This window comes from Vibrio sp. ZF 223 (assembly GCF_003050585.1).
GTDB classification, from domain to species: domain Bacteria; phylum Pseudomonadota; class Gammaproteobacteria; order Enterobacterales; family Vibrionaceae; genus Vibrio; species Vibrio crassostreae.
Map to the genome: position 1 here is coordinate 255,306 of NZ_PIGB01000004.1, position 21,544 is coordinate 276,849.

Here is a 21,544-nt window from a genome sequence, read left to right on the forward strand (position 1 = left end):
GCTATGCCCCCTTAAACGCGGCGATGAGCTCATCATAGAGCCCGAAAAATTGCGCTTTTTTCACAAGCTCAGATCGTTGCATAATGCCGTCGGTGACGAATTCGCCTTTAACAGTTTCTCCGTAATGCGCATCGTCATAACGAAAGCGATAAATCTCTTCCATCACTACGCTCTCACCTTCAAGACCCACGATTTCAGAGATGCTCGTGATCTTGCGAGACCCATCGCGCAGCCTGTTAACCTGAACAATCATCTGAACGGCACTGACGATCGTTCTTCGAATCGCATCTAGAGGCTGATTCAAATTCGCCATCATCACCATAGATTCAACACGAGCAATCGCATCGCGCGGCGTGTTGGCGTGCAATGTAGACATCGAACCATCGTGACCCGTATTCATGGCTTGCAGCATTTCAAACGCTTCAGAGCCCCTGCACTCACCAAGAATGATGCGGTCTGGACGCATACGAAGCGCATTGATAACCAACTCTCGCTGCGTTACTGCTCCGGTTTGTTCAACGCTTGAGGTACGTGTTTCCAGTCGAACCAAGTTAGGTTGTTGCAGGCGCAATTCAGCCGCATCTTCAATGGTGACGATGCGTTCATCTTCAGCAATGTATTGAGACAGCGCGTTAAGCAACGTGGTTTTACCTGAACCGGTACCGCCAGAGATCAATACATTAATTCGACAGCGCGAAGCAATCATCAGCACTCGCGCCATGTCTGGAGACATCGACCCGAAACCAATCAAATCTTCAAAGCCAATCTTCTGCTCTCTGAACTTACGAATAGAGATAGATGTGCCATCCAATGAAATAGGCGGAATCACAATATTCACACGACTACCATCTTCAAGCCTGGCATCGACTGTTGGAGAAAGCTCATCCACTCGTCTTCCAACACGTGAAGCAATACGCTTTGCTATGGCTAACAACTGCTCTTCATTCACAAACGAAACTTCGGATTTTTTGACCTTGCCGTGTCGTTCGAAAAAGATGTTGTTTGGCCCATTCACCATGATGTCGGAAATGGATTGATCTTCGACCAAAGGCTGCAAAGGCCCCAAACCAAACAGTTCATCGATTAAGCTTTTCACCAAGCCTGACTTCATCATCGACGTGATCGGTCTTTGGTAGCTATTAGCTAACAGGTCAACCGCCGCTTGTATTTGGGATTCAAGGTCTCGACGGCTCATTTTCTGAACCGCTTCTGCATCTAGGGCTTCAAATATCTGACCACGAAATGCGAGGTATAAGTCTTTGTTAGAACTCATTTAGCACGCACCTTTTTCAACCAAGAATTCATGCCCTTCTGATCCATAGGTTGACCATTAATCAGCTTCACCAATTGCTCCATAGAACGACTGATATGGCGGTCATGCTTGTGCCCGCGTTTACCATCAATAATGATGTGCGCTAACGCTTTACAGTAGTCGACTTCGAGATCAACCTCTGCGCCCAAATACTTAGTCAGATCGGGCTTTTGTAAAACGTAAGCGTTTTCCGGTCGATGGTAGTTCACCACGGTAATGACACGTGTACGCGACGATAACGAAAGCTGTAAGTTGGACACTTTCTCAAACAATCGCTTTGCACTTCTTACTGAAGACACCGACGCATCTAAAACCAGTACCACCACATCAAAGTTTTCTACCAAGAGTTGAGGTTCAACTTTGAAGTCCACACCACCTGAAAAGTCTTCAATAATGAAGTTAGCGTTACGCGCTAACAACTCACACAAAGTTTGGTTGTAATTAAGAACATCGGTTTGACTCATGTCGCCATCAATCGCCAACAGACGTAAATTCTTGCGAGCGTTAATTAAGTAACTCAGCGCTCCTTCTTCATCCATTTCATGCAATGGCGCAGTAAACTCATCAATGGTTCTCGGCTTAAAGTCTTTTAGCCCAAGCAAAACGTCAATATTGGTATCGGCATATTGATGGTCGACAAGAATCGTGTCCGAGCCTTGAGTCGACAACAGTGAACCCAACTCAGTAGTGATAAACGACGCACCTACGCCACCTTTAGCGCCGACAATCGCTACTCGCTTAGCTTTACGTTTTTGGCTCACACCAGAGAAAGTCTTAAGGTTCTTGCTCACGTGAGTTAAGAAGTCCGCAAACTCCTGCTTGTTCACCGGCCAGAAAACGTAGTAAAAACCCATGTCTTTGAGCGAACGCAGCGTAGAAATGGCGTCCTCTTTGCCAATCACCACGACCCCTTTGTGTGTAGGCAGTTTGCTAGCAAAGGATTTAGCATCTTCAACAACATTGGTTGATTCGTTTAGCTCTAGAATCACAATGTGGCTGCTTTGTTGCTCTGTCAGTTTGGTTAAACCGGCTTTGGCTTTGACACAAGCAGGATCATTCCATCCTTCAAATCGAAAGACTTCTTGAACAAGGTCTAAACACTCTTGAGATTGATAGAACAATGTACATCCGGCAACACCTGTCGCTCCGGTCTGAACTGGCTTGGCCTTGGTTGTTAATGCTTTCGTTAGGTCAAACATTATTGCTCTCCTACCAAACGAGACTTGTAAGCCACTTGCTTCAAACGCATCGATTCAGCAAAGCAATCTTGCTGCCTCAACCGAACGTGAATCTGCGCTGGTTTGCATTCTTGAGTCTTCAAACGCGTTAACGTCACCTGAATATTGAGATCAGTAGGCAACAATTGAGCGCTTCGATACGTCACTCTTTGTGGCGCGATAAGGTGTGAAGGATATTGTTTAAAGATCGCCTGCAACATCTGTTTGGTGCGGGGAGATTTGTAATCCACGACATAGGTCGCTTCTTTGTCCATCGACTCAATATCTTGAATTAAAGCAGTAATCTGTTTGGTCGTTTCAGCGCGGTTTTTCATCGCAAACTCAAAACTGTGGTGCTCTTTGTACACCAAGGCTTCAGAACCCTGTCCGACAAAGTATTGCTCAGAGGCGCAGCCGAAAAGTGACGTGGTAAATAACGCCATCAATAATAATTTCTTCATTGGATAAACCCTCCTTGCGACAACAGGCGAATCGTTGCATCAGATGACGTCACCGACTTGCCATCCCATTCGACGTTAAGCCAACGCGCCAATGTAGAGGTCTTTTTGATGTAAGGCAGCTGAATGTCTTTCGGCTTAATTGGCTCGACGAGATTCACGGTAGCAACGATGATCAGCTCAGTTCGCTTTCTTTCTGTGGTTGCTTTTCTGAATGCAGCACCAAGTACAGGAATATCGCCAACGAAAGGGATTTTTTGCATTTTTTCCAAATCAGCACTGCTCATCAAGCCACCAAGAACGAAGCTGTCGCCATCGGCAAGTTCAACGGTTGTCATGGCACGTCGTGAAGCCAATTGTGGGACTTTGATTCCTGCCGCTTCAACATAACCTTCGACTTCGCTCACTTCAGGCGCTAATTGCATGCGGATCTTGTCTTGACTAAGCACTTTCGCCGTTAGGTCGAGTTTGATGCCGAACTCTTTGAAGGAAATGTTCACATTGTTACTGGTAGTAACGATAACGGGCACTTCGCCTCCCACAAGGAAACTTGCAGACTCACCGGATAACACGGTTAAGTTAGGTTCAGCCAGAACTTCAGCAATCTGATCATTGCCTAACGCTGTGATTAACGTGCTCAGGTTTGCCGCATCGAACTGGTCGAAAACAAATTCACCAACACTTGAGCCCACAGAACTCCAATCAACACCAACGGTTTGTCCAAACGATTCCGTTACCTGAGCAACTGAGATTTTGACGTTCACCTGTTGAGTGGTCGCAACTTCAATACGTTCGATGATCCCTTCCCACGTCATATTGCGGGCAAATACCATGCTTTCGGGTTCTTCGTAATTTGAGCTGTCAGATTTAAATTCTAGCTTCTGAGTTTTTTCCCATTTCTCGGTTTTTTCTCGTCCCAATAGAGTCGCTACCAAACGATAGATGTCGTCACGAGTCGCTTCGGAATCAACAAGGCCACTGACAGCGACTTGCTCTCCTACAGACTGAACCTTGACCTTAGCGTCAGGGAAATGAAATTTGAGTTGGCGTCTAATATCCGTCAGATCCAAATCGACAATAATACGATCGGACAGCAACACCTCATCGTCAATTCCATAGACAATTAAACGTGATTGCCCAATGCTATTGGCGAAGACTACCAAGGTGTTGTCGTTGATCACTTTGTAGTCAACGATATCAGGGTTATTGATGAACACTTGACCAATCGGGCTTTTGAATTTGATGTGCTGACCATCGTTGAGCGTGATGGAGCGATCAGCGGCAAAAGCGTTTGTTATAGAAAGTAAGCCAATCAGCGGCACTAGAATGGAAGCAAACAGTACTTGCTTGATTCGATGGTGAATCATCATCACAAAGCCTCTCTCGGGTTGTTCTCGTTACCACGTAACTCAGCAATCCCGGTATAGTTATCGATAATATTGCGCACCTCTGCATACTCAGGTTGCGTGTAGGTTTGGCTTCGGTAAATTTCGATGTGCATTGTTCGTTGCGCTAATGCAAGTTTTGGTAACTCGTCGGGGCTAACTTCGATGACCACCGTAGTCAGTCCATCCTCTTTACTCGGAGCGCGAGCGGTAATTGAGCTATCGCCAGTTGCATCATTTCCAATGTTGAGTACTTTGACGTTTTTAAGAAACATCGACGCCTTCACACCTCGAAAGCGCTTCGGCTTATCGATAATTCCGGCTAAGTTATCGTTTGGAGAACTCACAGTGAGGATATCGATGGACGTTCCAGGACGGATGTAATCGTTGATTAGGTTTTTGTCACTGACTTTAAGTGGGTATAACGTCATGCCTTCTGTTATCAAAAGATCTACATATCCTGGCTGTCCTGGTGTCACTTGATATTCAGGCAGTACCACCTCACTGGCGTTAAGGTCGCGATTTAACAAAGTGGAAGGAGCAAAGCTGATTTGAGCGTCTTCTCTAACACCCAGCGTTAAAGCTTCACTTAAAGGAAGCTGTTGTTTGACGACACCTTGTGCGTCGATTGCACGCCCTTTTTCGTAGGCTTTGGTGGTCATCCAAACGGCAACATGTTCTTCATTTTTTTCAATGATCGTTTCAGCCGCTACTTTCGGTTGGGGCTCACTCTTGAACAGGTCGATAACGCCTAGCGCACCCACGATTAAGGCAGCAATGGCCACAAGTAATACCAGTCGGGATCTCATAATGTGCTCATTTTTTGGAGGTTCATATATGTGGCGTAGATTGAGTTAAAATTACTAAGTAAAATCCAATGCTAATTGCTATTCCATATGGAATACCCTCTTGGTTATGGGCATTTCCTCTTATTAATTTTTTACTTATTAGATAAGTAAGCGCTAAAATACCACCAGCAAAAGCCGTCATAATATACGCCAATAATAAGTCATCAACAGGGATGGCAAGTGACAAAATAACGACGTATTTAATATCACCCGCTCCAATCCAAATCAGCTTATAAAGAATAAGTCCTCCACCTAACATCAGTAAAAAACTCATAATTTGGATATCTAATGGGGATATGAAACACTGCAAGAAGAGTAGTACGAGCAAGGCGTAATTTTGTATCTTACGATAGAGAAAATCAGTAGCCGACACATATATACTCAATATTGCCAAAGTCACTAAATACAATTCATGACTAAAAATTGGAATACCACCTAAGTTTGGTTAAAACAAACCTTATTTTACATCGTAAATTAACCAGGCCAGACCAATGTAACCACAGGTCTGGCATGAATATGTTTCGACATCGTTTACATAGAAAACCTATGGTGTCGGAGCGGTGCCAGCAGATTTTATCGTATCGGCAATCGTATCAAACGCATTTCCTAATTCCGTAATGAAGCCACCACTCCCCACAGCTACACTGACTAATACAGCCATCGCAACACCGATTAGACCATATTCAATCGCAGTTACGCCACGCTCATCGTTCTTGAATTTTGATAAAAACATGCTTGTTTTCACGTATAGCTTAGTAATCATTATTTGTTCCTATAAGGGCTGTTGAAAATTCGTCGCCATTATAATTAGCCCACCCACTCTGGGGAAAATAACCCCTATCGACTTTATCAATAGGTAGAGCGAAAATTGATCAAAATAAAAAAATTGAACTTAAACAAAAAGACAACAAACCCATATTCAACAAAGAGTTACAGTAAAAAACACCGTCCATTAACTATATTAATTTAAATTTTATAAACTTAAAAAGTAAGATATAGCTCAATCTTTTTACTTATATAAATCTTATATAACCTATAGCTATAATCCCCTTTGAAATTTACCAGACTTTATTGCTCATTATAAAACCTGTTGAAATACAATTATCATCACGCTATTGTTCTTCGAATCAACAAACAATAATAAATATAACTTCTTTGTGTCAAAAGGTTAGTCGAATCATGAAACTACATTTCGAAAATATTGTTTCGTTCATAGCAGTAGTTGAAGAAGGTTCATTTAGCTCTGCTGCACGCAAGCTTGGAAAATCACAGTCAACAGTTAGCACTGCTGTCCAAAATCTTGAGTCAGACTTAGGTTTCAATGTATTTAATAGAGAGCACTCTAAAGTCTGGTTAACAGAAAAAGGGGAACGCCTATTCCAATTATCTTTACCTGTGGTATCAAAATATCGGGAATTAATCACCGTTGCCCAGCAGATGAATATATCTGACCAGATAGTTTACCGCGTGGGTATCGATCCATTGGTGTTCAATAAAAACGTAAAGAAGACACTACTAGCATTCTCGGAAGCATTCCCGAATGTCGACTTACTTGTAGTGACGAAACCCAGCTTTGTGTTAGGTAACTATATAAACGAAGGGAAGATAGACCTAGCGTTGGGTAACCCGTACCACAAGACCAATTACGACTTCAATATCGAGGAGCTATTCCACGTTAACTGCTGGTGGGTGGCTCATGAAGACTTAGTCACCTTAAAGTCTCAAGCATCGTCACAGCGAGTGCTATTAATGGACGGGTGTGAAGAGCTGCTTAACTTGTCTAACATCGCAGCATATAACCTATGGCGGCTGGATGATTTAGGAACCATCATCGATTTATGTAAAGCTAAAAAAGGCATCGCTTTTGTACCGGGGTTTCTTATTGAAGGTAATATCAAAGAACATAAACTTAAGGTTATTACCGATCACCCTGACTTTTTTGGTAAACGAGTTATTGCCTCCCTTTTCTGGCAAATACATTCTGACTTTAGCTTGTTTAATCAGTGGATCAAAAAGGAGCTACAAACCAGTACTCAATATAAACAAACATTTGTTGCTGATTTAGCTCAATAACGTTCTCTTAAAATCTGGCAATTACATTCTGTGTACATTGGCCAGCTTCGGGGTTAATACAAGTAAAGCTATACATCTTGATATAGTTCCGAAACGATCCATAGATAATAAATATGATTGACGTCGTTATATTTTGTTTATTCTATAGCTCATCAATCAAAACTTAACGACAGCTATAACTTTTCATTGCTTCGATTTAATTGATAGAAACAACTTCAGAGTATTTATCGCTTTACTCGTAATTTACTTATCACGAAATCTAGATTTAAGTGCTTGGTAGTAAATCTACGAGAGTGATTGTCGATTGGTCGTCTACAAGCTCACTACGGGGTTATTTAGGAGAATACCCGCATCTTGCCACTCTGGGGCGACTTAGCTTTCGCTTAACCTCATACAAGCGATTTAGACAGGCAAAAGATAGGTTGATGAAAGAGACTACACTCCCCTAGATACAAGCCTAATTAGGTCTACAACGCCAGCTAGCAAGAGACACAGGGAATCATAAGAACTGGAAGCCTGTATATGAAATATGAGAGGAATTACAGGCACAAAAAAGCCCACACTAGGTGGGCTTTCTGCTTGTTCATAAAGAACGAATTTGGTGCCGCTACTGGACTCTACTATCACATCTATCCAATTGATAAAAAACATAATTATAAAAGTATATCTTTTAGATGTTACTTCTGGTGTTACTTAAACTATAGTTCATCACTGAGCGGCCATAACAAGCAAAAACGAATTCAAACGTTTGCATGAATTCTAGACTGAGCCAAAGCGCTTTCTTCTAACTTAGACCATAAACGGTGATATAAACAATCTTGCTTAAGTTTCATCCTCAACGTTGGAGAAATACTCTCTAACCACTCATAAACCTCGAGCAACTCATTTTCATGGCATGTTTGTGCATAGTTCAATACGAACAAAACAGACTGCATGTCTTCTGAAACTGTGCTTAAATCTAACTGTTCCTCAACATTTAGGGGTATTGCATTCACACTAATATCTTGTTGGGTTAGAGTATGTAACCAAGTTTCATCTAGATGCGATTTCACTACGTCTAATCCACCTTCGATGTTGAATAGATAAACCAACACTGCCCAAAGTTTCCAATGATACTCGACATCAAACAATGGTTTCTTGGTTAGTATTGGTAGAAACTCAACGGCCCTTTCGTACATTGATGGCCAGTCTATATCAAAAGAATTTATACTTTCAGCATTCGTTGCAGATAAAGAAAACACTGCATTCATGATTGCAACACTGACACCACTAGAGACAATCTGAGCTGAGACATTTCGTTTATGAGCCAATTCAATAATCTGCCCCCATTCCTCATCAACCTCAAGCAACATGAACTTCAGTGTATCTTTATTGCGGCGCTCAATATCCTCACTAATTACAATTAAATCATAATTCTCTACCATAGATTTATGATCCTGCTTGTTGTAAGCGTCAATAAATGATTTCACTAACATACCGATCGGCTTAGAAGACTGTCGATTTATCACCGGCGAACTCCGATAGCGCGTAATCATCTTGTCCAGTGCTTCTTGGCTCTGCTTCATTGCTTGGGGCAAAAACGTTCGATATGTTGCTTGATCCATACTTAAATTAGTACGCCCCCATACACTAACCTTAAGAAAGCCATGAGGCCAGTGCCGCATCAACACAGTTTCAAAGTCATATTCTGCTTTTTTATGTGGGCGCGCATATTGGCAGTAATAGCGAGATAAAGCGCAATTTAACCAGTCTTTCGTATGCTCCATCAATTCTTCACTATCACAGAGCACATAGAAACTCGGCTCAGAACCTTGCGGATAACCAACTAAATATTTTATTGGGTAATCATTCTCTAGTTGACTTTGAGAGGCGATTACTTTTTCACTCCACTGACTGTTAGGAGTAATGTTATTCTGACCTTGAAAGAAGTCTTGCAATATTTGCTTAGAATGGCCAATCATCATCTTCCCCCTCACCCACTATTGCATCGAGGTCACTAAAATACAGGTCTTCATAAGTATTTCTCTTTTCCGCTATCGCACTCAGATTCGTCGTGAAAGTAATACCTTCGAAATTGATACTCGCCCCAAAATAAGTGAAATTCATAGATCCGCGAACCAAACCTGACTCTGTAAGCAACCCCTTTTCATGAAGGTCTTTGTGTTCAGCAACTATGAATCGGCTCGGATAGTTCTTTAAGGATTGCTCTAACACGTATATTTTTTCTCTATTTTCACGAATCGCCAACTTAAGCGTCGCACCTGCTTCAACACAATTTTGTAATAATTCAAAAAAATGAATTTGACGATGCCCCCAAGCAGGGTTAATCGAATCAAAGTTCCCCGCGGTGTTGTCCAAAACTGGAAAATCGGAAATCCAAGGGCTTAGAATATAAATTTCTCCTGGATTTAGTGCCTCCCCAACCAATATCGACGTGAGAAGATCTTTTACATGTGCTCGACCTATCGCTTCTTTGGTCTCGATAGAGCGCTCTAATTGAATCATCATTGTAGAATATCCCTTACTTCGACCGTGAGATGCATTGCCGATAAACGAGCTTGAACCTTCGTAATTCGCGGATAGAAAATCATCTTATTGTATTCAATCATGCTGACGTTTAGTTCACTAAGTACAGTCTTAATTTGTGACCTGTCCCCACCATTAAATACAAGGATACATTTACCCGATGACTTTAACTCCGAAGAAAGCATGTCACGCCAAGTACCTTGACTATCAAAATCGACTAGGACGTCTTTCGAGGTAATGACTCTAGTTAATAGCAGACGTTCAGTCTTATTTTGATCTGTATTGAACTGGTTGTAGAAGCCTAACTCTTGCTCCCTAATCATTGCTCCACGTTGCCATAACTGAGACTGGACCCGGTTCTTATAACGATAAATATCACTTGGTGTCCCTCCACTGTTACGGGATGCTAGGTAAGACATAATGTGTAGTGGTATTTCAATATCTACACCTGACTCGTACCCATCCCATTCCTTGAGTAAATTAATAAGGTGCTGATCAGTTGATGAGTTAGCACCTTTCTTCAGAACTCGTGAATACAAGATACTATTCCATGCATGAGAAGGTAAAATCCCTAATCGCGAGATCTGTAACTTGAGCGCTTTGGTCGCTTGTGAGCGAGCCTCTAGACTGCTTGAAGTTCGAACATCATCTAACCCTTGCTGTAGCGCTTGATTGTTCATTAGATTCAGCAAAAAATGTTGCAAGTCAAAATTCACTTGCTCATATTCACCTGTCTCAAAAGCATGACTGAGGTAACCTAGTGTACGAAGAGGATCTTCCCGGTATGCTTCTCTGAACTTAGTAATGTAACCAATACCACCGACTTCATTCTCATTCATCCAGATATTTAACTTGCTCCCATCCCACCTATGGTCTAGGTTAAACGACTGTTCAGAAACATCGGACACTAATTTCAAAAACATTGCATTAATACCACCACACAATGTCTGTCCTAACACGTTTTTACCCCACTCAAAATAACTCTGAGATTGGTCGTAATTAGGATCAAGATCAAGCGCACTTCTGATGACCGTCATGTTAACGTCATCTTCAAAGTATTCAGATAGTCGCTGATGTAGATCCTGTTCTTCGTCACCCATTTCAGTATTACGACGTTGGAACATACCATTCACCACATCGAGCAATAACTGCTTCCCTGACACAGTATGCAGGACTTCCAATGCATCATGTAATGCTAACTTACGTTCGTTACAAATAACAAACAACGCGGACATAACACATTCGAATATCCAATTAGCCAAGAAGTACTCATGTTCAAACTGTTCAGCATTCAAGAAGGTTTCATGAAGGTACTGGTAATAGAGCGCTTGTTTATTACGATTATGGAAAAGTAACTGCTTAACTTTCTCATCTGTAAACTCAAATCCAAATTTCGCACTATCAACCCAAAGTTTGGTTCCTATAGCAACCTGAGAGTTGTTCTGTTGCCATTGGAAAAACACATTAGCCGCGTCCTGACCTTTTTTAGCAAATGGAATACTTGCTTTAGCACCTGTACAGAAACGGGTCAACTCAATAGGTGAAGAATTATCGTGGGTATAGAAGTTGATGGATTTTAATACTTCAAACCATTCGCTACCTTGAGGGACGGGCGTCGTATGATTAACGGTCGGTTCACGAATATCAAAATGCCATTGCAACATACTACTGCTTTTGTTGGTCAATGCTTTGTTCATAGAGTGAGTGGTATTAATGAACCTAGGCTGATAGACCGGGATCTGTTCTCCATTATGATTTACATAATCTTGAAGCACTTGTTTATTAACATCACCAAAAGCACTTTCAATATCAAAAGCTATATTACCTTTCTGACCTGGTACTGGTTCGAACCCAACAGGTACCAACCAGTCAGGTACATTTTGTGCCTTAACAGTGTAACGCTTAGACATTCTTCCCGGGGAAAACTCCTTGAGCGCTTGAAAGAATGCCATATCTTCACGCTTGTGGTTCACCTCATTTTTGGTAGAGCGATCCAATATAATAGATAACCCTTGTGTGTTGAGCTCAGAGAACAATTGGGCTGCGATATATTTGGGCATTGGGCCTGAGTTATCATTACCCACCCCGTACCAATGTTGACCTTTTACTCCCCAGCAATATTTAAGGCTTTGCTCTAGTTCAGGGAGAAATGACATCATAATTGATCGCGGAGGTGCCCACATCACCACTTTAGTTTGATCATCGTTAAGCCCTAGAGTACTTTTTATATGGGCGGTTAATTGGTCTATCTTTGAAGGCGTGCTTAACAAATCAACTACAGCATGGTGTAGTTTTTCGAGTTTTCCTGCGTTCTTTTCTGGTGCTTTCAGCGCACTCCAGACATTTAACCACTTTAGTTGGGGAGAGTTTTTGACTAGCCATTCCAAAGTAGTAAGTGCTGCGTGCATCTTGTGGATGTGGGAGTTCTCTGTAGGTAGTTTAGTAGTGCTCACTTTAGGGTCTATGAGTTGTTCATATTGCTGGAAGGCAATACGATCGCGTCCAAAATCAGACAAAATTGTATACATCCATGGTCGCATACCACGTCGTCGACCAGCCCGGCCCTTACGCTGTAAATAGGATGCTACGTTTCTAGGTGCTTTGTGTTGTATTACCGCACCTACCGTTGGATCGTTGTAGCCAACCTCGAGCGATGCGGTGGCCACAACCACGTTCGCACCTTGATTGACTCCACTATCCTGACTCGAGGTACGTTCAACAACGTTGGCTTGATCTAAATAGTGACCAATCTTCTCTGCTGCAAACCAATCTTGCCCTAATTCGCGCTTGAGTGTTGGTGAACAATTCTCATTGCTAGGTGAGCGCAAGTAAGCCAAAGGGTTTTCGTTTCGGTTGCTCGGACGCAGTTGTCCAAAGAAATCTTGCTTACCCTCTGCATCTAGATAATCATTATAAAGGCGGTTGATAACATCAAGGTCATCGGTAAAAACAAACGCTTTTTGACCAAATACATCTTGCGAAATGTTTCGGTTATTTCCAACATGGCAGTCCAGCATGCGACTACCAAGCATTGTGGCCTGAATCGTCGCAGAAAGAAGACCTGTTTGAGATGCAGGGTCTCCGCGAAGAGCCAATAGGTATTCGGCCCCTTCTTCTTCTATCTCACGTTCAAATGACTCTATCAATTCCGTGTGTTGTGGCAGTGTTCCAGTCAGATCTGCAAAGAAATTCTTTGCATCGGCGAGAGTTGCAGATAAACCTACAAAGTGCGGTTTGATACCACTAAATGCCATCCAACGTTTCAGTAGGAATGATGTTTGAGCCCCAGTGCTACCCTCATAGGTATGAACTTCATCAAGTAGAACTAACGGAATAGCTATATTGCTGTCGTTGACCCCAAACAGATGGTTAAACCCCCTGTCACTGAGGCGTTGGTTCAACATTTCTGTGGTTGTAAAAAGAATATCAGGTGGACTTTTTGTCACACCTTCTCGTGTGGTAACCACCTCGTCGGAAGAAAGCGCTACCTGACAACTCGAGCAAACTGTCTCTTTGGATTGCTGGTTAAACTTTAGAATGCCGCCGCAGTCGCCTTGAGGACAAACCATGGGTTCAAATACCTGCCCGTCTTTCGCAAAACGTTCTGAGAATGTACCACCATAAAATGTACCAATGGTGATTTTTCGTTTACCTTTAGACGATAAAAAATCGTCCAATTTACGAGCTTCTCGATAAGTTTCGGAGAACTGATCTTTTAACAACTCTTTACGAGGATAAATCGCAAGAATACGTACTCGACCGCTGTCGTCATTAATTAAATCAGTTGCCAGTTTGGTCATTGCAGGTAGGTAGAACGATAGTGTCTTACCACTACCAGTGCCCGCACAAACGATCGTCGCGCTAGGGTGGTAAGTCCTTTTACGTCTGTGGTGCTCATACTTCGACAGAATCCGCTCAGTCGAGCGCACCTGAAAGCCTGATAACTGAAACCAATTATTTCCGCTTTTTAATAAACTACTGAGGATGGCTTTCTCGTTTGGCGATTGGAATAATTTCTTTTGTTCCCATCCCTCTATCAATGCTTGTGCATCGTTATCACGCTTAGGGTATTGTCGAGGGCGCTTTAGAAATCGAAAGTCTGAAATTAGCGGTTTCGCATCTTCAACATTTTGTTTGGCAAACCATTGGCGAGACAGAACCTGTAGTCGTACAGTCTCCGCCATTCGTGTACGGTAACAATCATTGCCAATAGGAAAAACAAAACAACGCTGGATGAGAGCATCAAAGTAATCGTCTAAATAGTACGCGGCAACACCGACACTTTTGAGACTAGACTCTATTTCGTCTCGACTAGAAAATACTTCAACGTCCCCCCAAACTAACAACTCGGATTCTTTGTCTTCAATTTGATCTAATGCTTCGATTAGCTTATTTTTATCGATTGTGGTCATTATCTTTGTTTTACCATCAGTGTATCGAGTTTATTGTTCTTTTCGAGCCATTCCATTACTTCAGGTGTCAGCATTGATACGAGCGCAACAGCACCAGTGTTATTTAAGGCATCAAAAAGCTTCTTCACGCCTTGCGGTAACGCTTCCGTATTCATTTGAGATTTGAGTTCTGCACATTGTTTTGCAAACTGTTGAATTCTAGCTAACTGCCCTTGATCAAAGTTAAAGCCATTCATTTGGTTATCGAACTCTCTCTTTGCTCGCGTATAGCTATTGTAAAGTTCGATATTGCGATGCACTGACTTCTGCTGTTCCAAAATCACATCATTGACATTGGCTAAGCCTTTTTGCCCTTCCGACCATTCTTGCCATACGAGCTCATGATGATTGGTAAATAAATCAGCCACTTTACTAATTCCTTGGGTCATCTCGTACAGAGTGTTTGCTTCATCAGTCAAACTCTGTTCTCCAACCTCTTCCCAAAGATTCTTGAATGCCAAATATCGACTGCTAACAGTCTCAAGCACCTCATTACCACCTTCGCAGGTAAGGTCAATTCCATCAATTAGTCGTAAGCATTGTAACTTCTTAGCTTCTTGTTCTATACGCGAAGTGGGGTTCGCTATACGCGTAGAAATCGTCTTCAGCACATTCATCTGGTCTTCCAGGTTTGCACTGTTGTGGAAATACTCGATTTGTTTGTTCAGTTCTGCCACTTGCTTTTTAAGACTCATGTACTGCTCCCAGATGTTGCAAAGAGTCATCTATAGACATAAGACGATCATTGATAACTTTTTTGTAAGTCTCGATTTGGTTAGCCCCATTTCGATCGTTAAACTCTCTGATGCTTCCTGTTACTTTTGGAGAGATTACCTTCCAGTCCTTAAGTACTTTTATCCAAAGGTCTAGTTCATCACCACTAACCTTATTCAACAACTTAACGGGATCGTCTTGAGTTTGAATTAGTGCAATTGCAGACTTGGGTGTCTGCGAAGTAACGATATCACTTAACTGTTTTATTCGAGAACGAACCGTTTTTATACTCACGTCATAATCTGGCATCATCTCTGCGGGAATACTCTTATATGTGCTAGAGACTGATTCGAGCACGTCAAGTAGTTCTTCTTTTGTTTCCGAACCTTCCAGATAGTCCTTCAATAAGCTACTTGTGCTTTTTACCTCTTGAATAACTGGATTAAGCTCTCTAGCAGATCTCACCTTCTTATCTCTTTTTCTAAATACGTTGCCAAAAGCGAGAGGATGAACAGCATTATTAGTTCCAATTAACATGGTGTTTAACCACTGGGTTCGTAATTGATCCCATTCAGCAAGCCATTTAGAAAACACAATTCGATGATTTTCATTAATCGCTGGAGGTAATTCACTTTGAATCTGATTTGCCGTTTTTACTAGTTGATTAAGTGCTTTGTCTGTAGCCGACAAATCAAAGCCCATGCTATTTGCTAACGCTACATGGTCACTCATAGGGGCATGTGCTGTTTCTTTTACTAGCTCAACACATCTCGCCATCGCTACTGGTACCCATTTTTGAGCGAATTGCATATATAAAGCATAATCTTCTAGACCTTGTTCATAAGACCAACCAACTTTAGGGTCTTTAGCATTCATTCTGAAATGACGTAAAACAGCGATCATTTGCATCTTTAGAGGTACAGAATCAAATGTGTCTGATAGCTCTTTATCCCCAAAGGCATTTACTTTTGCCTGTTCGCTGTTCGTACGGGAACCAGGTAGGCGAATCAATGTTATGCTTCCTTTCTTGAAGAAAGCATTTAATAAACTTTTACCTTTCCACACATTATTTGTGTTTAGAGAGTAGTCTGAAAACCCTTTTTGTTGTTCAAGCATTTGAAAGAGCGCTAGTCTCAAATCATTACTAGGCCCTTGTTCTAGTATTGACGTGCCTGAAAACCAATCATTTACTAAATCAACAACTTCGTCTCTTTGTGGTTCTGGGTCTACATATGGCCCATTTCCAGGTTGTGATTTACCACCAACTTCTCCCCACTCTGGTTCCTGTATTACGCCTCTAGTTCTATCAGGAACTTTCTTAACTAAAACTTGGCCAGTCGCTGCTATGGAAATTTCTTCAGGCAGCAATGATGTGTCCAAACCAAAAGCTTCAGCTTGTCGCTTAGATACTTGTTTGAAACAATCTTCACTGGTCGGTGCGTCAGAATAAAGGGACATAAAGCCAATTAGTCGCCTTGCTTGCTCTTTATCTTGTGTATTGCGATCAATTAATAGAGCTGTTTGATCATTACGGAACTCACTTAACTGCTCTTCAAACCAAGAGCTTGGATACCCATTTTGAACAAAGCGTTCCCGATGATCACGGAGAATTGATAGTAGTACTTCCTGAATAACGACACGCGGGTTAAATCGAGTGCGGCTATAACCCATGAAAACATGCTTTTGCGCTAATTTTGCAATTGCTTGTTTATTATACGGAAATAGTGGAATCCCTGTCTCTTTACCATTATTAGAAGACGTTGATGCCATAGAAAAGCCAAAATCATCTAATACCGCTACTTCCGATTCATCAAGATCTGTCTGCCATGCTGGCAAGTTGACTTCATTGTCCTGCAAATCAATCAATTGATTGATAGCATTCATACCATGGCGAGCTGCATTGATATAACGGGCACAAAAATCTACCACTTCATCCGTAGAAAACTTAAGTTCAGGGAAGTTCTCAACATCAAAATCCGTTGGAAGATGCCACTCAAAACGACCTCGAGTCCAAATTGTATTTCGGTGACTTTTATAACTCTCGAGATCATCTGTCGTTGCAATCACTGACTTCATCGGACAAAGAACCTGAACACCGCTATCTTTATCTTGCTCTAGAAGACTCTCGATAAGGACATCATCGATAGAGGATATTGCGGCTAAATCTTCCACTAGAACCACTAGAGTGCTATTTTGTTCTAGTAAATATCTGCGGATTTCCTTAAACAAATCTTGGAAGTTACCAGTACTAAACTGGAATAGACGGTTGAACATTAGCTTACAAGCACGCTCAATGGCTTTATTGGTCATCTCTGCCGCCATTTTACGTTTGGATTCATCCGACTCTAATTGAAGATTTGCATAAGCTTTTCGCGCTTTTGCTCCCAATTGAGTAGAAATTTCCTCTCCACTAGTGAACTTAAAGTCGTCTTCAACAACGTGAAAATTATCTTCTAAAAGTTCTGCGTAGGATTTAATTTCGATCAAACGTGAAACACGACTTCTTATAGCCGACTCATTCCCAGAGAAACTTTCCTTAATATAGGGGTCGTCAAAAAAGTGCTTCAGTTCATCGGCAAAAGACATTTCTGCCATAAACTGATTCATTTTTTCTTGCGTCATCGTCCCTTCAGATTGCAGTTCTTGACTTTGCTTTTGCAATCTAGCAGGTACTTCTCGAAATGCCTCTACAATATGCGCGAACATCAAGTTTTTAGTGGTTTCATAATCTAATGAATTAGCCACTTTACCTACTTGTTCACGCGCACTATCAAAGACACCCCCTTCTAAATCACGTAGTAAGATCTCCAGAACTTGGGACAAGCTTGCATTCTTGGGAATTCGAATGATATGCCACTGTTCTTGCTTTGCTTTAGGGTGGTTATTAGCAACCGCATGCAGCCAACGTATCAAGTGAGATTTGCCGCTTCCTGATTCCCCGAGAAGAGGAATGATGCTGTTATTCGCTAAAAGTTGATCCAACAAATCCTGCTGACTTTTTACAACCGGCGTTTTTGAACCGTAAGGTGTCGCAACCAATTTCATTGGGTGGTGTACTGAAAGAAGCAACTTATCACTCAGTCGCTCTGCTTCGCTCAGGATACAATCTTCTATGTTTGCGAGACTAGGCCAATATGTTTGAATACCCATTTTTACTACGCCCTAATAAGTCTGATGTTAGTTACTTCGGTAAGTGTCTTCTTTGGTAAAGTGAGTTCAAAACGCCTACTACTGTCTGAACGTGCCTCCAAACGAAGCACATTCATCGACTCCAAACGAAACAGTGCTAGGCTCATTGACGAAGATAAGCGAACATTACCACTACGTGATACAAGTTCTGGCCTCTTGGTATTGAGGTACTGTGGTAACTCATCTTGATATGCACCAGTATCAAAAATAGGTAGGATATTATTTAACTCATCTAGCAGTTCTTGTAGCGACATTTCATATTTCGATTCAAAAATACGGTCCAAGTGCCACTGTATAAACCTCGTAGGGTCAGCAACATAAGTATCTTTACTGACTACTTCTAAGAAACCAAGCATATGTCCAAAATTGATCACTCCAGCTGATTCATTAGTTTTGTTATAGGTAATTTTCGCCGCATCTGGTATGACACTACTGAGCATCAATTCATAGGCATCATTAGCGGTAAATGGATTGCTCTTAACAAAAGTTCGTTCTTCTTGATATAAGAAAAAACACATCGCTAATACAAACAGTGAAAAATCTTTCGATAAAGCGTTATCTTTAAAGTAATCATTCAATAAGACTATCAACTCACCATCTTGAATGTACTGCTTAGAGATTATGTCAATAATTCGTTTAGGTAGATTTGCAGAGTTACAAAGAGGATTGATTGCTGAATACGTTTTTTCTTGTTCTGATTTAGAAACTTCCCATAACCCATAATTCCCCCAAAAAGACAAAGACTGGCCCATCTTTTTCTGGGCATTTGGATTAAGCTTTAAAGTACCATCTGACTCTTCTTTAAAGTAAAGAGCACCAGGCATAGATGAACTCAGTAATTTAGATTCTAAGATAATTGAGTCACTACTTTTTGACTTCATGTTATTCAACAGTTCATCAATTAATTGCAAAGTGGGTATATGACTACCAGGACTCATATTGTTAATAATTGCCATAATTATAGACTCGTCAACGTTGTTATGTTCTTAATGTTGTTGCTCGACTCCCACCATCTTCTGTGGGCGTTCGACGGATCTTCCAGTTCAGAGTTTCCGAAGAAATAGTTAGGAAATTTTTCCATAAAGGTGAATGGCACCTTTATGCTTGAATGTGAGTGCACTTTATCCTGCACGATAAATTTACTGTACTCATATAAGACCGAGTCATTGTTCTCGTACGCATCAAATGGAGCATAAAACCAAACATTACGAATAGAGGAATCCAAATAAGGTTTTGCTTGCTGTAGAAAGTTTTCGCTACAAACAAGGGTGGTTACTTCACCACTGTTTACTTTCTGCTTGAACAGATCCACCAAACGCTCAACAGAGCATGGGGTTGGGTCAAAGTAATACTGCTCAAGACTATTTGAACCACCAGTGGGTTGGGATACAGTAAAAACATCACCGACTAAGGTCTTACTTGTCGCCCTTCCAATTTCAATATCTCTTCGACCACATACTCTCAATGGCATGAAGTTATCTAGCGTAAAACTAACTTGCAAAACCTCACCAAGAGACTTTTTATCCATGACCCAGTCAAATAATAATTCACCACGCTTCTTGAGAACCGCATTTTCTTGAGATCGATGAGTATCAACCAGGCCTTCCCATGTGGTCTTGATGACATGTCTATCATGCAGAACCTCTACAACAACTTTATTGGTAAAATCAGACCAGAATTTCGCCCAATCATCTTCGTTATCTGGGACTAAAGAGGCATCTGGATAGCATAAGCACAACAAACCAGCTCGTTGCATAAGCAGGAGTGTTTTCCAATTCCAGGTTTCATTACCATCAGAGTTTTTTTCTATATGGTCGGCTTGATTATTTACTTGAATTTCAAATAAGTTATCGCCAACCTCCGAACGTTGTTTCCACATTGAGTTCCAACGTTTAAAGCCAAGTTCAATTCCTATTTTTTTACTGTGACTACGGTTGGTCAACTGCTCTTGATGGTAAATAACTTCACAGTAAGAAGCTTTCCCATCGCGACCACTACGACCAATTTCTTGATAATACCCATCAATATTTTGGCTCAGTCCAGCATGAATGACGGTTCTTACGTCACCTTTATCCATCCCAACACCAAAAGCTGTTGTAGCTACTATGATATCTAGGTTATTGGCGTCCCACTGTTCAATGATCTCTGAACGTTCAGTGTCTTCTGTATCACCAGTAAACAAGCGGACTCTATTAACCCCTTTTTCAGAAAGCTGTTGATAAATATCATCACATTCTGTCTTTGTAGACGCATATACGAGCAGAGGCTTAGGAGAACTAAGTACTTTATCCACCACACTGGAAATATAGCCTCCCTCTTCCACCATTTGCTTTAAGCAGACAGGCTCTGGGCGTAAGAAAGCGCCATTGATCATCGTAGGTTTAATATGAGTATCACCAAACAAAGCCCGTATAGTCACCAGAGATTGATCGGTAAATGTGGCAGACAAAAATACTTTCCTAAAACAGCCGCCTTTCTTGTTAAGAGCTTCTAATAGCGCGCCAAGTTTCTGAAATTCTGGTCGAAAACCATCACCCCATGTATCGATTAAGTGGGCTTCATCAAACACCACATTTTTTAATATCTTTGATTCAGCGGCCTTAAACAAAGTAGGAAGAATGCCGCTAACCATAGATTCCGGTGAAACAAACAATACTCGCTGCTTCCCAGACAAAATATCGGACTTAATCTGAGCTTTGGTATCATTGTTCAATTCACCTCGCCATGCATACTCAGCGCATGGTTGATAACCCATTCTTGCGATGGATTTTTTCATGCGTTTTGCTTGATCCAACGCCAATGCCGTGGTTGGTATGACGACAATCGTCAATTCGTCTGCATGAGTAAACCCGGTCAATGTTTCTGTAACCAGAGTTTTTCCGCATCCCGTTGGTAAGTTGACGATTACCGTAGCATCAGGCTTTGATGCAAGCGTTAAACGCACTGCCTCGCGCTGAGCATGACTTGTGTAAGTTTTGAATGGTAAGTTCAGTTTATCGAGCACGGGGTCATGTGGTGGTTGCTCTGAATAACGTTTAACCACCTGTTTATAAACAGGATCTATGTATTCATTCACCACACCAGTTTCCACAAGCACAGAATCTGAAACAGGATCAAACTTCAAACCAATTTTAACTCCAGAAGCAAACTCCTCTTGTGTTGGTCTTTTACCGAGTCGCAACCTCGCACTACTCAAATCTTTTTCTGTAGCTAACAGGTCTTTTGTTAAGTACCAGAACTCTACGAGCGTTAACTCCTGAGAGTCTAGTGCTTGTAGAAAACGACTCTTAAACTGTGAATCAAAGAAGAATTCCACCTCAGACTTAAGCTTTTCTAACATGTGAGTTGGATAGAAATCACGGAACTTCATA

15 protein-coding genes are annotated in these 21,544 nt (G+C 41.6%); 1 reads left to right on the top strand and 14 read right to left on the bottom strand.

Features of this window, described 5'->3' with window-relative positions:
- Position 1: 1 nt before the first annotated feature.
- The 7 genes from CWO13_RS11045 to CWO13_RS11075 all read right to left on the bottom strand — a co-directional run bounded on the left by CWO13_RS11045 (position 2) and on the right by CWO13_RS11075 (position 5,983).
- Positions 2–1,273 carry a CpaF family protein gene (locus tag CWO13_RS11045; RefSeq protein ID WP_048664894.1) on the bottom strand — a complete coding sequence of 424 codons (1,272 nt, stop codon included), beginning with the start codon at positions 1,271–1,273 and terminating at the stop codon, positions 2–4.
- A complete protein-coding gene (locus tag CWO13_RS11050; protein WP_108082938.1) occupies positions 1,270–2,511 on the bottom strand; it encodes an AAA family ATPase in 1,242 nt (413 codons plus the stop codon). The genes CWO13_RS11045 and CWO13_RS11050 overlap by 4 nt, the downstream gene beginning before the upstream one ends.
- Positions 2,511–2,990, bottom strand: coding sequence for a hypothetical protein (locus CWO13_RS11055; protein WP_048664893.1), 480 nt, complete (start codon positions 2,988–2,990; stop codon positions 2,511–2,513). The genes CWO13_RS11050 and CWO13_RS11055 overlap by 1 nt, the downstream gene beginning before the upstream one ends.
- Complete coding sequence (locus CWO13_RS11060; RefSeq protein WP_108082939.1) at positions 2,987–4,357, bottom strand: type II and III secretion system protein family protein; 1,371 nt, start codon at positions 4,355–4,357, stop codon at positions 2,987–2,989. Before CWO13_RS11060 ends, CWO13_RS11055 begins: the two co-directional genes overlap by 4 nt.
- A complete protein-coding gene (cpaB, locus tag CWO13_RS11065) occupies positions 4,357–5,181 on the bottom strand; it encodes a Flp pilus assembly protein CpaB (protein WP_108082940.1) in 825 nt (274 codons plus the stop codon). Before cpaB ends, CWO13_RS11060 begins: the two co-directional genes overlap by 1 nt.
- 22 nt (positions 5,182–5,203) lie before the next feature.
- The gene (locus CWO13_RS11070) at positions 5,204–5,629 is read right to left on the bottom strand and encodes a prepilin peptidase (RefSeq protein WP_108082941.1); all 426 of its coding nucleotides are present in this window, start codon (positions 5,627–5,629) and stop codon (positions 5,204–5,206) included.
- 135 nt (positions 5,630–5,764) lie between these two features.
- The gene (locus CWO13_RS11075; protein WP_108082942.1) at positions 5,765–5,983 is read right to left on the bottom strand and encodes a Flp family type IVb pilin; all 219 of its coding nucleotides are present in this window, start codon (positions 5,981–5,983) and stop codon (positions 5,765–5,767) included.
- A 416-nt stretch (positions 5,984–6,399) separates the two neighbouring features.
- Between CWO13_RS11075 and CWO13_RS11080 the strand changes: the two genes are divergently transcribed.
- A complete protein-coding gene (locus CWO13_RS11080) occupies positions 6,400–7,293 on the top strand; it encodes a LysR family transcriptional regulator (RefSeq protein ID WP_108082943.1) in 894 nt (297 codons plus the stop codon).
- A gap of 740 nt (positions 7,294–8,033) precedes the next feature.
- Here the strand turns inward: CWO13_RS11080 and CWO13_RS11090 are convergent.
- The 7 genes from CWO13_RS11090 to dpdF are packed head-to-tail and all read right to left on the bottom strand — an operon-like array spanning position 8,034 to position 21,543.
- Positions 8,034–9,257 (bottom strand): hypothetical protein, encoded by a 1,224-nt coding sequence (locus tag CWO13_RS11090; RefSeq protein WP_146164378.1) that lies wholly within the window; start codon positions 9,255–9,257, stop codon positions 8,034–8,036.
- Complete coding sequence (gene dpdK, locus CWO13_RS11095) at positions 9,238–9,801, bottom strand: phospholipase D-like domain-containing protein DpdK (protein ID WP_108082945.1); 564 nt, start codon at positions 9,799–9,801, stop codon at positions 9,238–9,240. The genes CWO13_RS11090 and dpdK overlap by 20 nt, the downstream gene beginning before the upstream one ends.
- Positions 9,798–14,231, bottom strand: a complete 4,434-nt coding sequence (gene dpdJ / locus CWO13_RS11100) for a protein DpdJ (protein WP_108082946.1) — start codon at positions 14,229–14,231, stop codon at positions 9,798–9,800. The genes dpdK and dpdJ overlap by 4 nt, the downstream gene beginning before the upstream one ends.
- Complete coding sequence (dpdI, locus tag CWO13_RS11105) at positions 14,231–14,965, bottom strand: protein DpdI (protein WP_108082947.1); 735 nt, start codon at positions 14,963–14,965, stop codon at positions 14,231–14,233. The genes dpdJ and dpdI overlap by 1 nt, the downstream gene beginning before the upstream one ends.
- Entirely contained in the window at positions 14,955–18,134 is a 3,180-nt protein-coding gene (dpdH, locus tag CWO13_RS11110) for a protein DpdH (protein WP_108082948.1), read from the bottom strand. Before dpdH ends, dpdI begins: the two co-directional genes overlap by 11 nt.
- Positions 18,135–18,139: 5 nt before the next feature.
- Positions 18,140–19,129: a protein DpdG gene (dpdG, locus tag CWO13_RS11115; protein WP_108082949.1), complete on the bottom strand. Its 990-nt coding sequence runs from the start codon at positions 19,127–19,129 to the stop codon at positions 18,140–18,142.
- Between the two features lie 2 nt (positions 19,130–19,131).
- Positions 19,132–21,543: a protein DpdF gene (dpdF, locus tag CWO13_RS11120; protein ID WP_108082950.1), complete on the bottom strand. Its 2,412-nt coding sequence runs from the start codon at positions 21,541–21,543 to the stop codon at positions 19,132–19,134.
- Position 21,544: the final 1 nt, after the last annotated feature.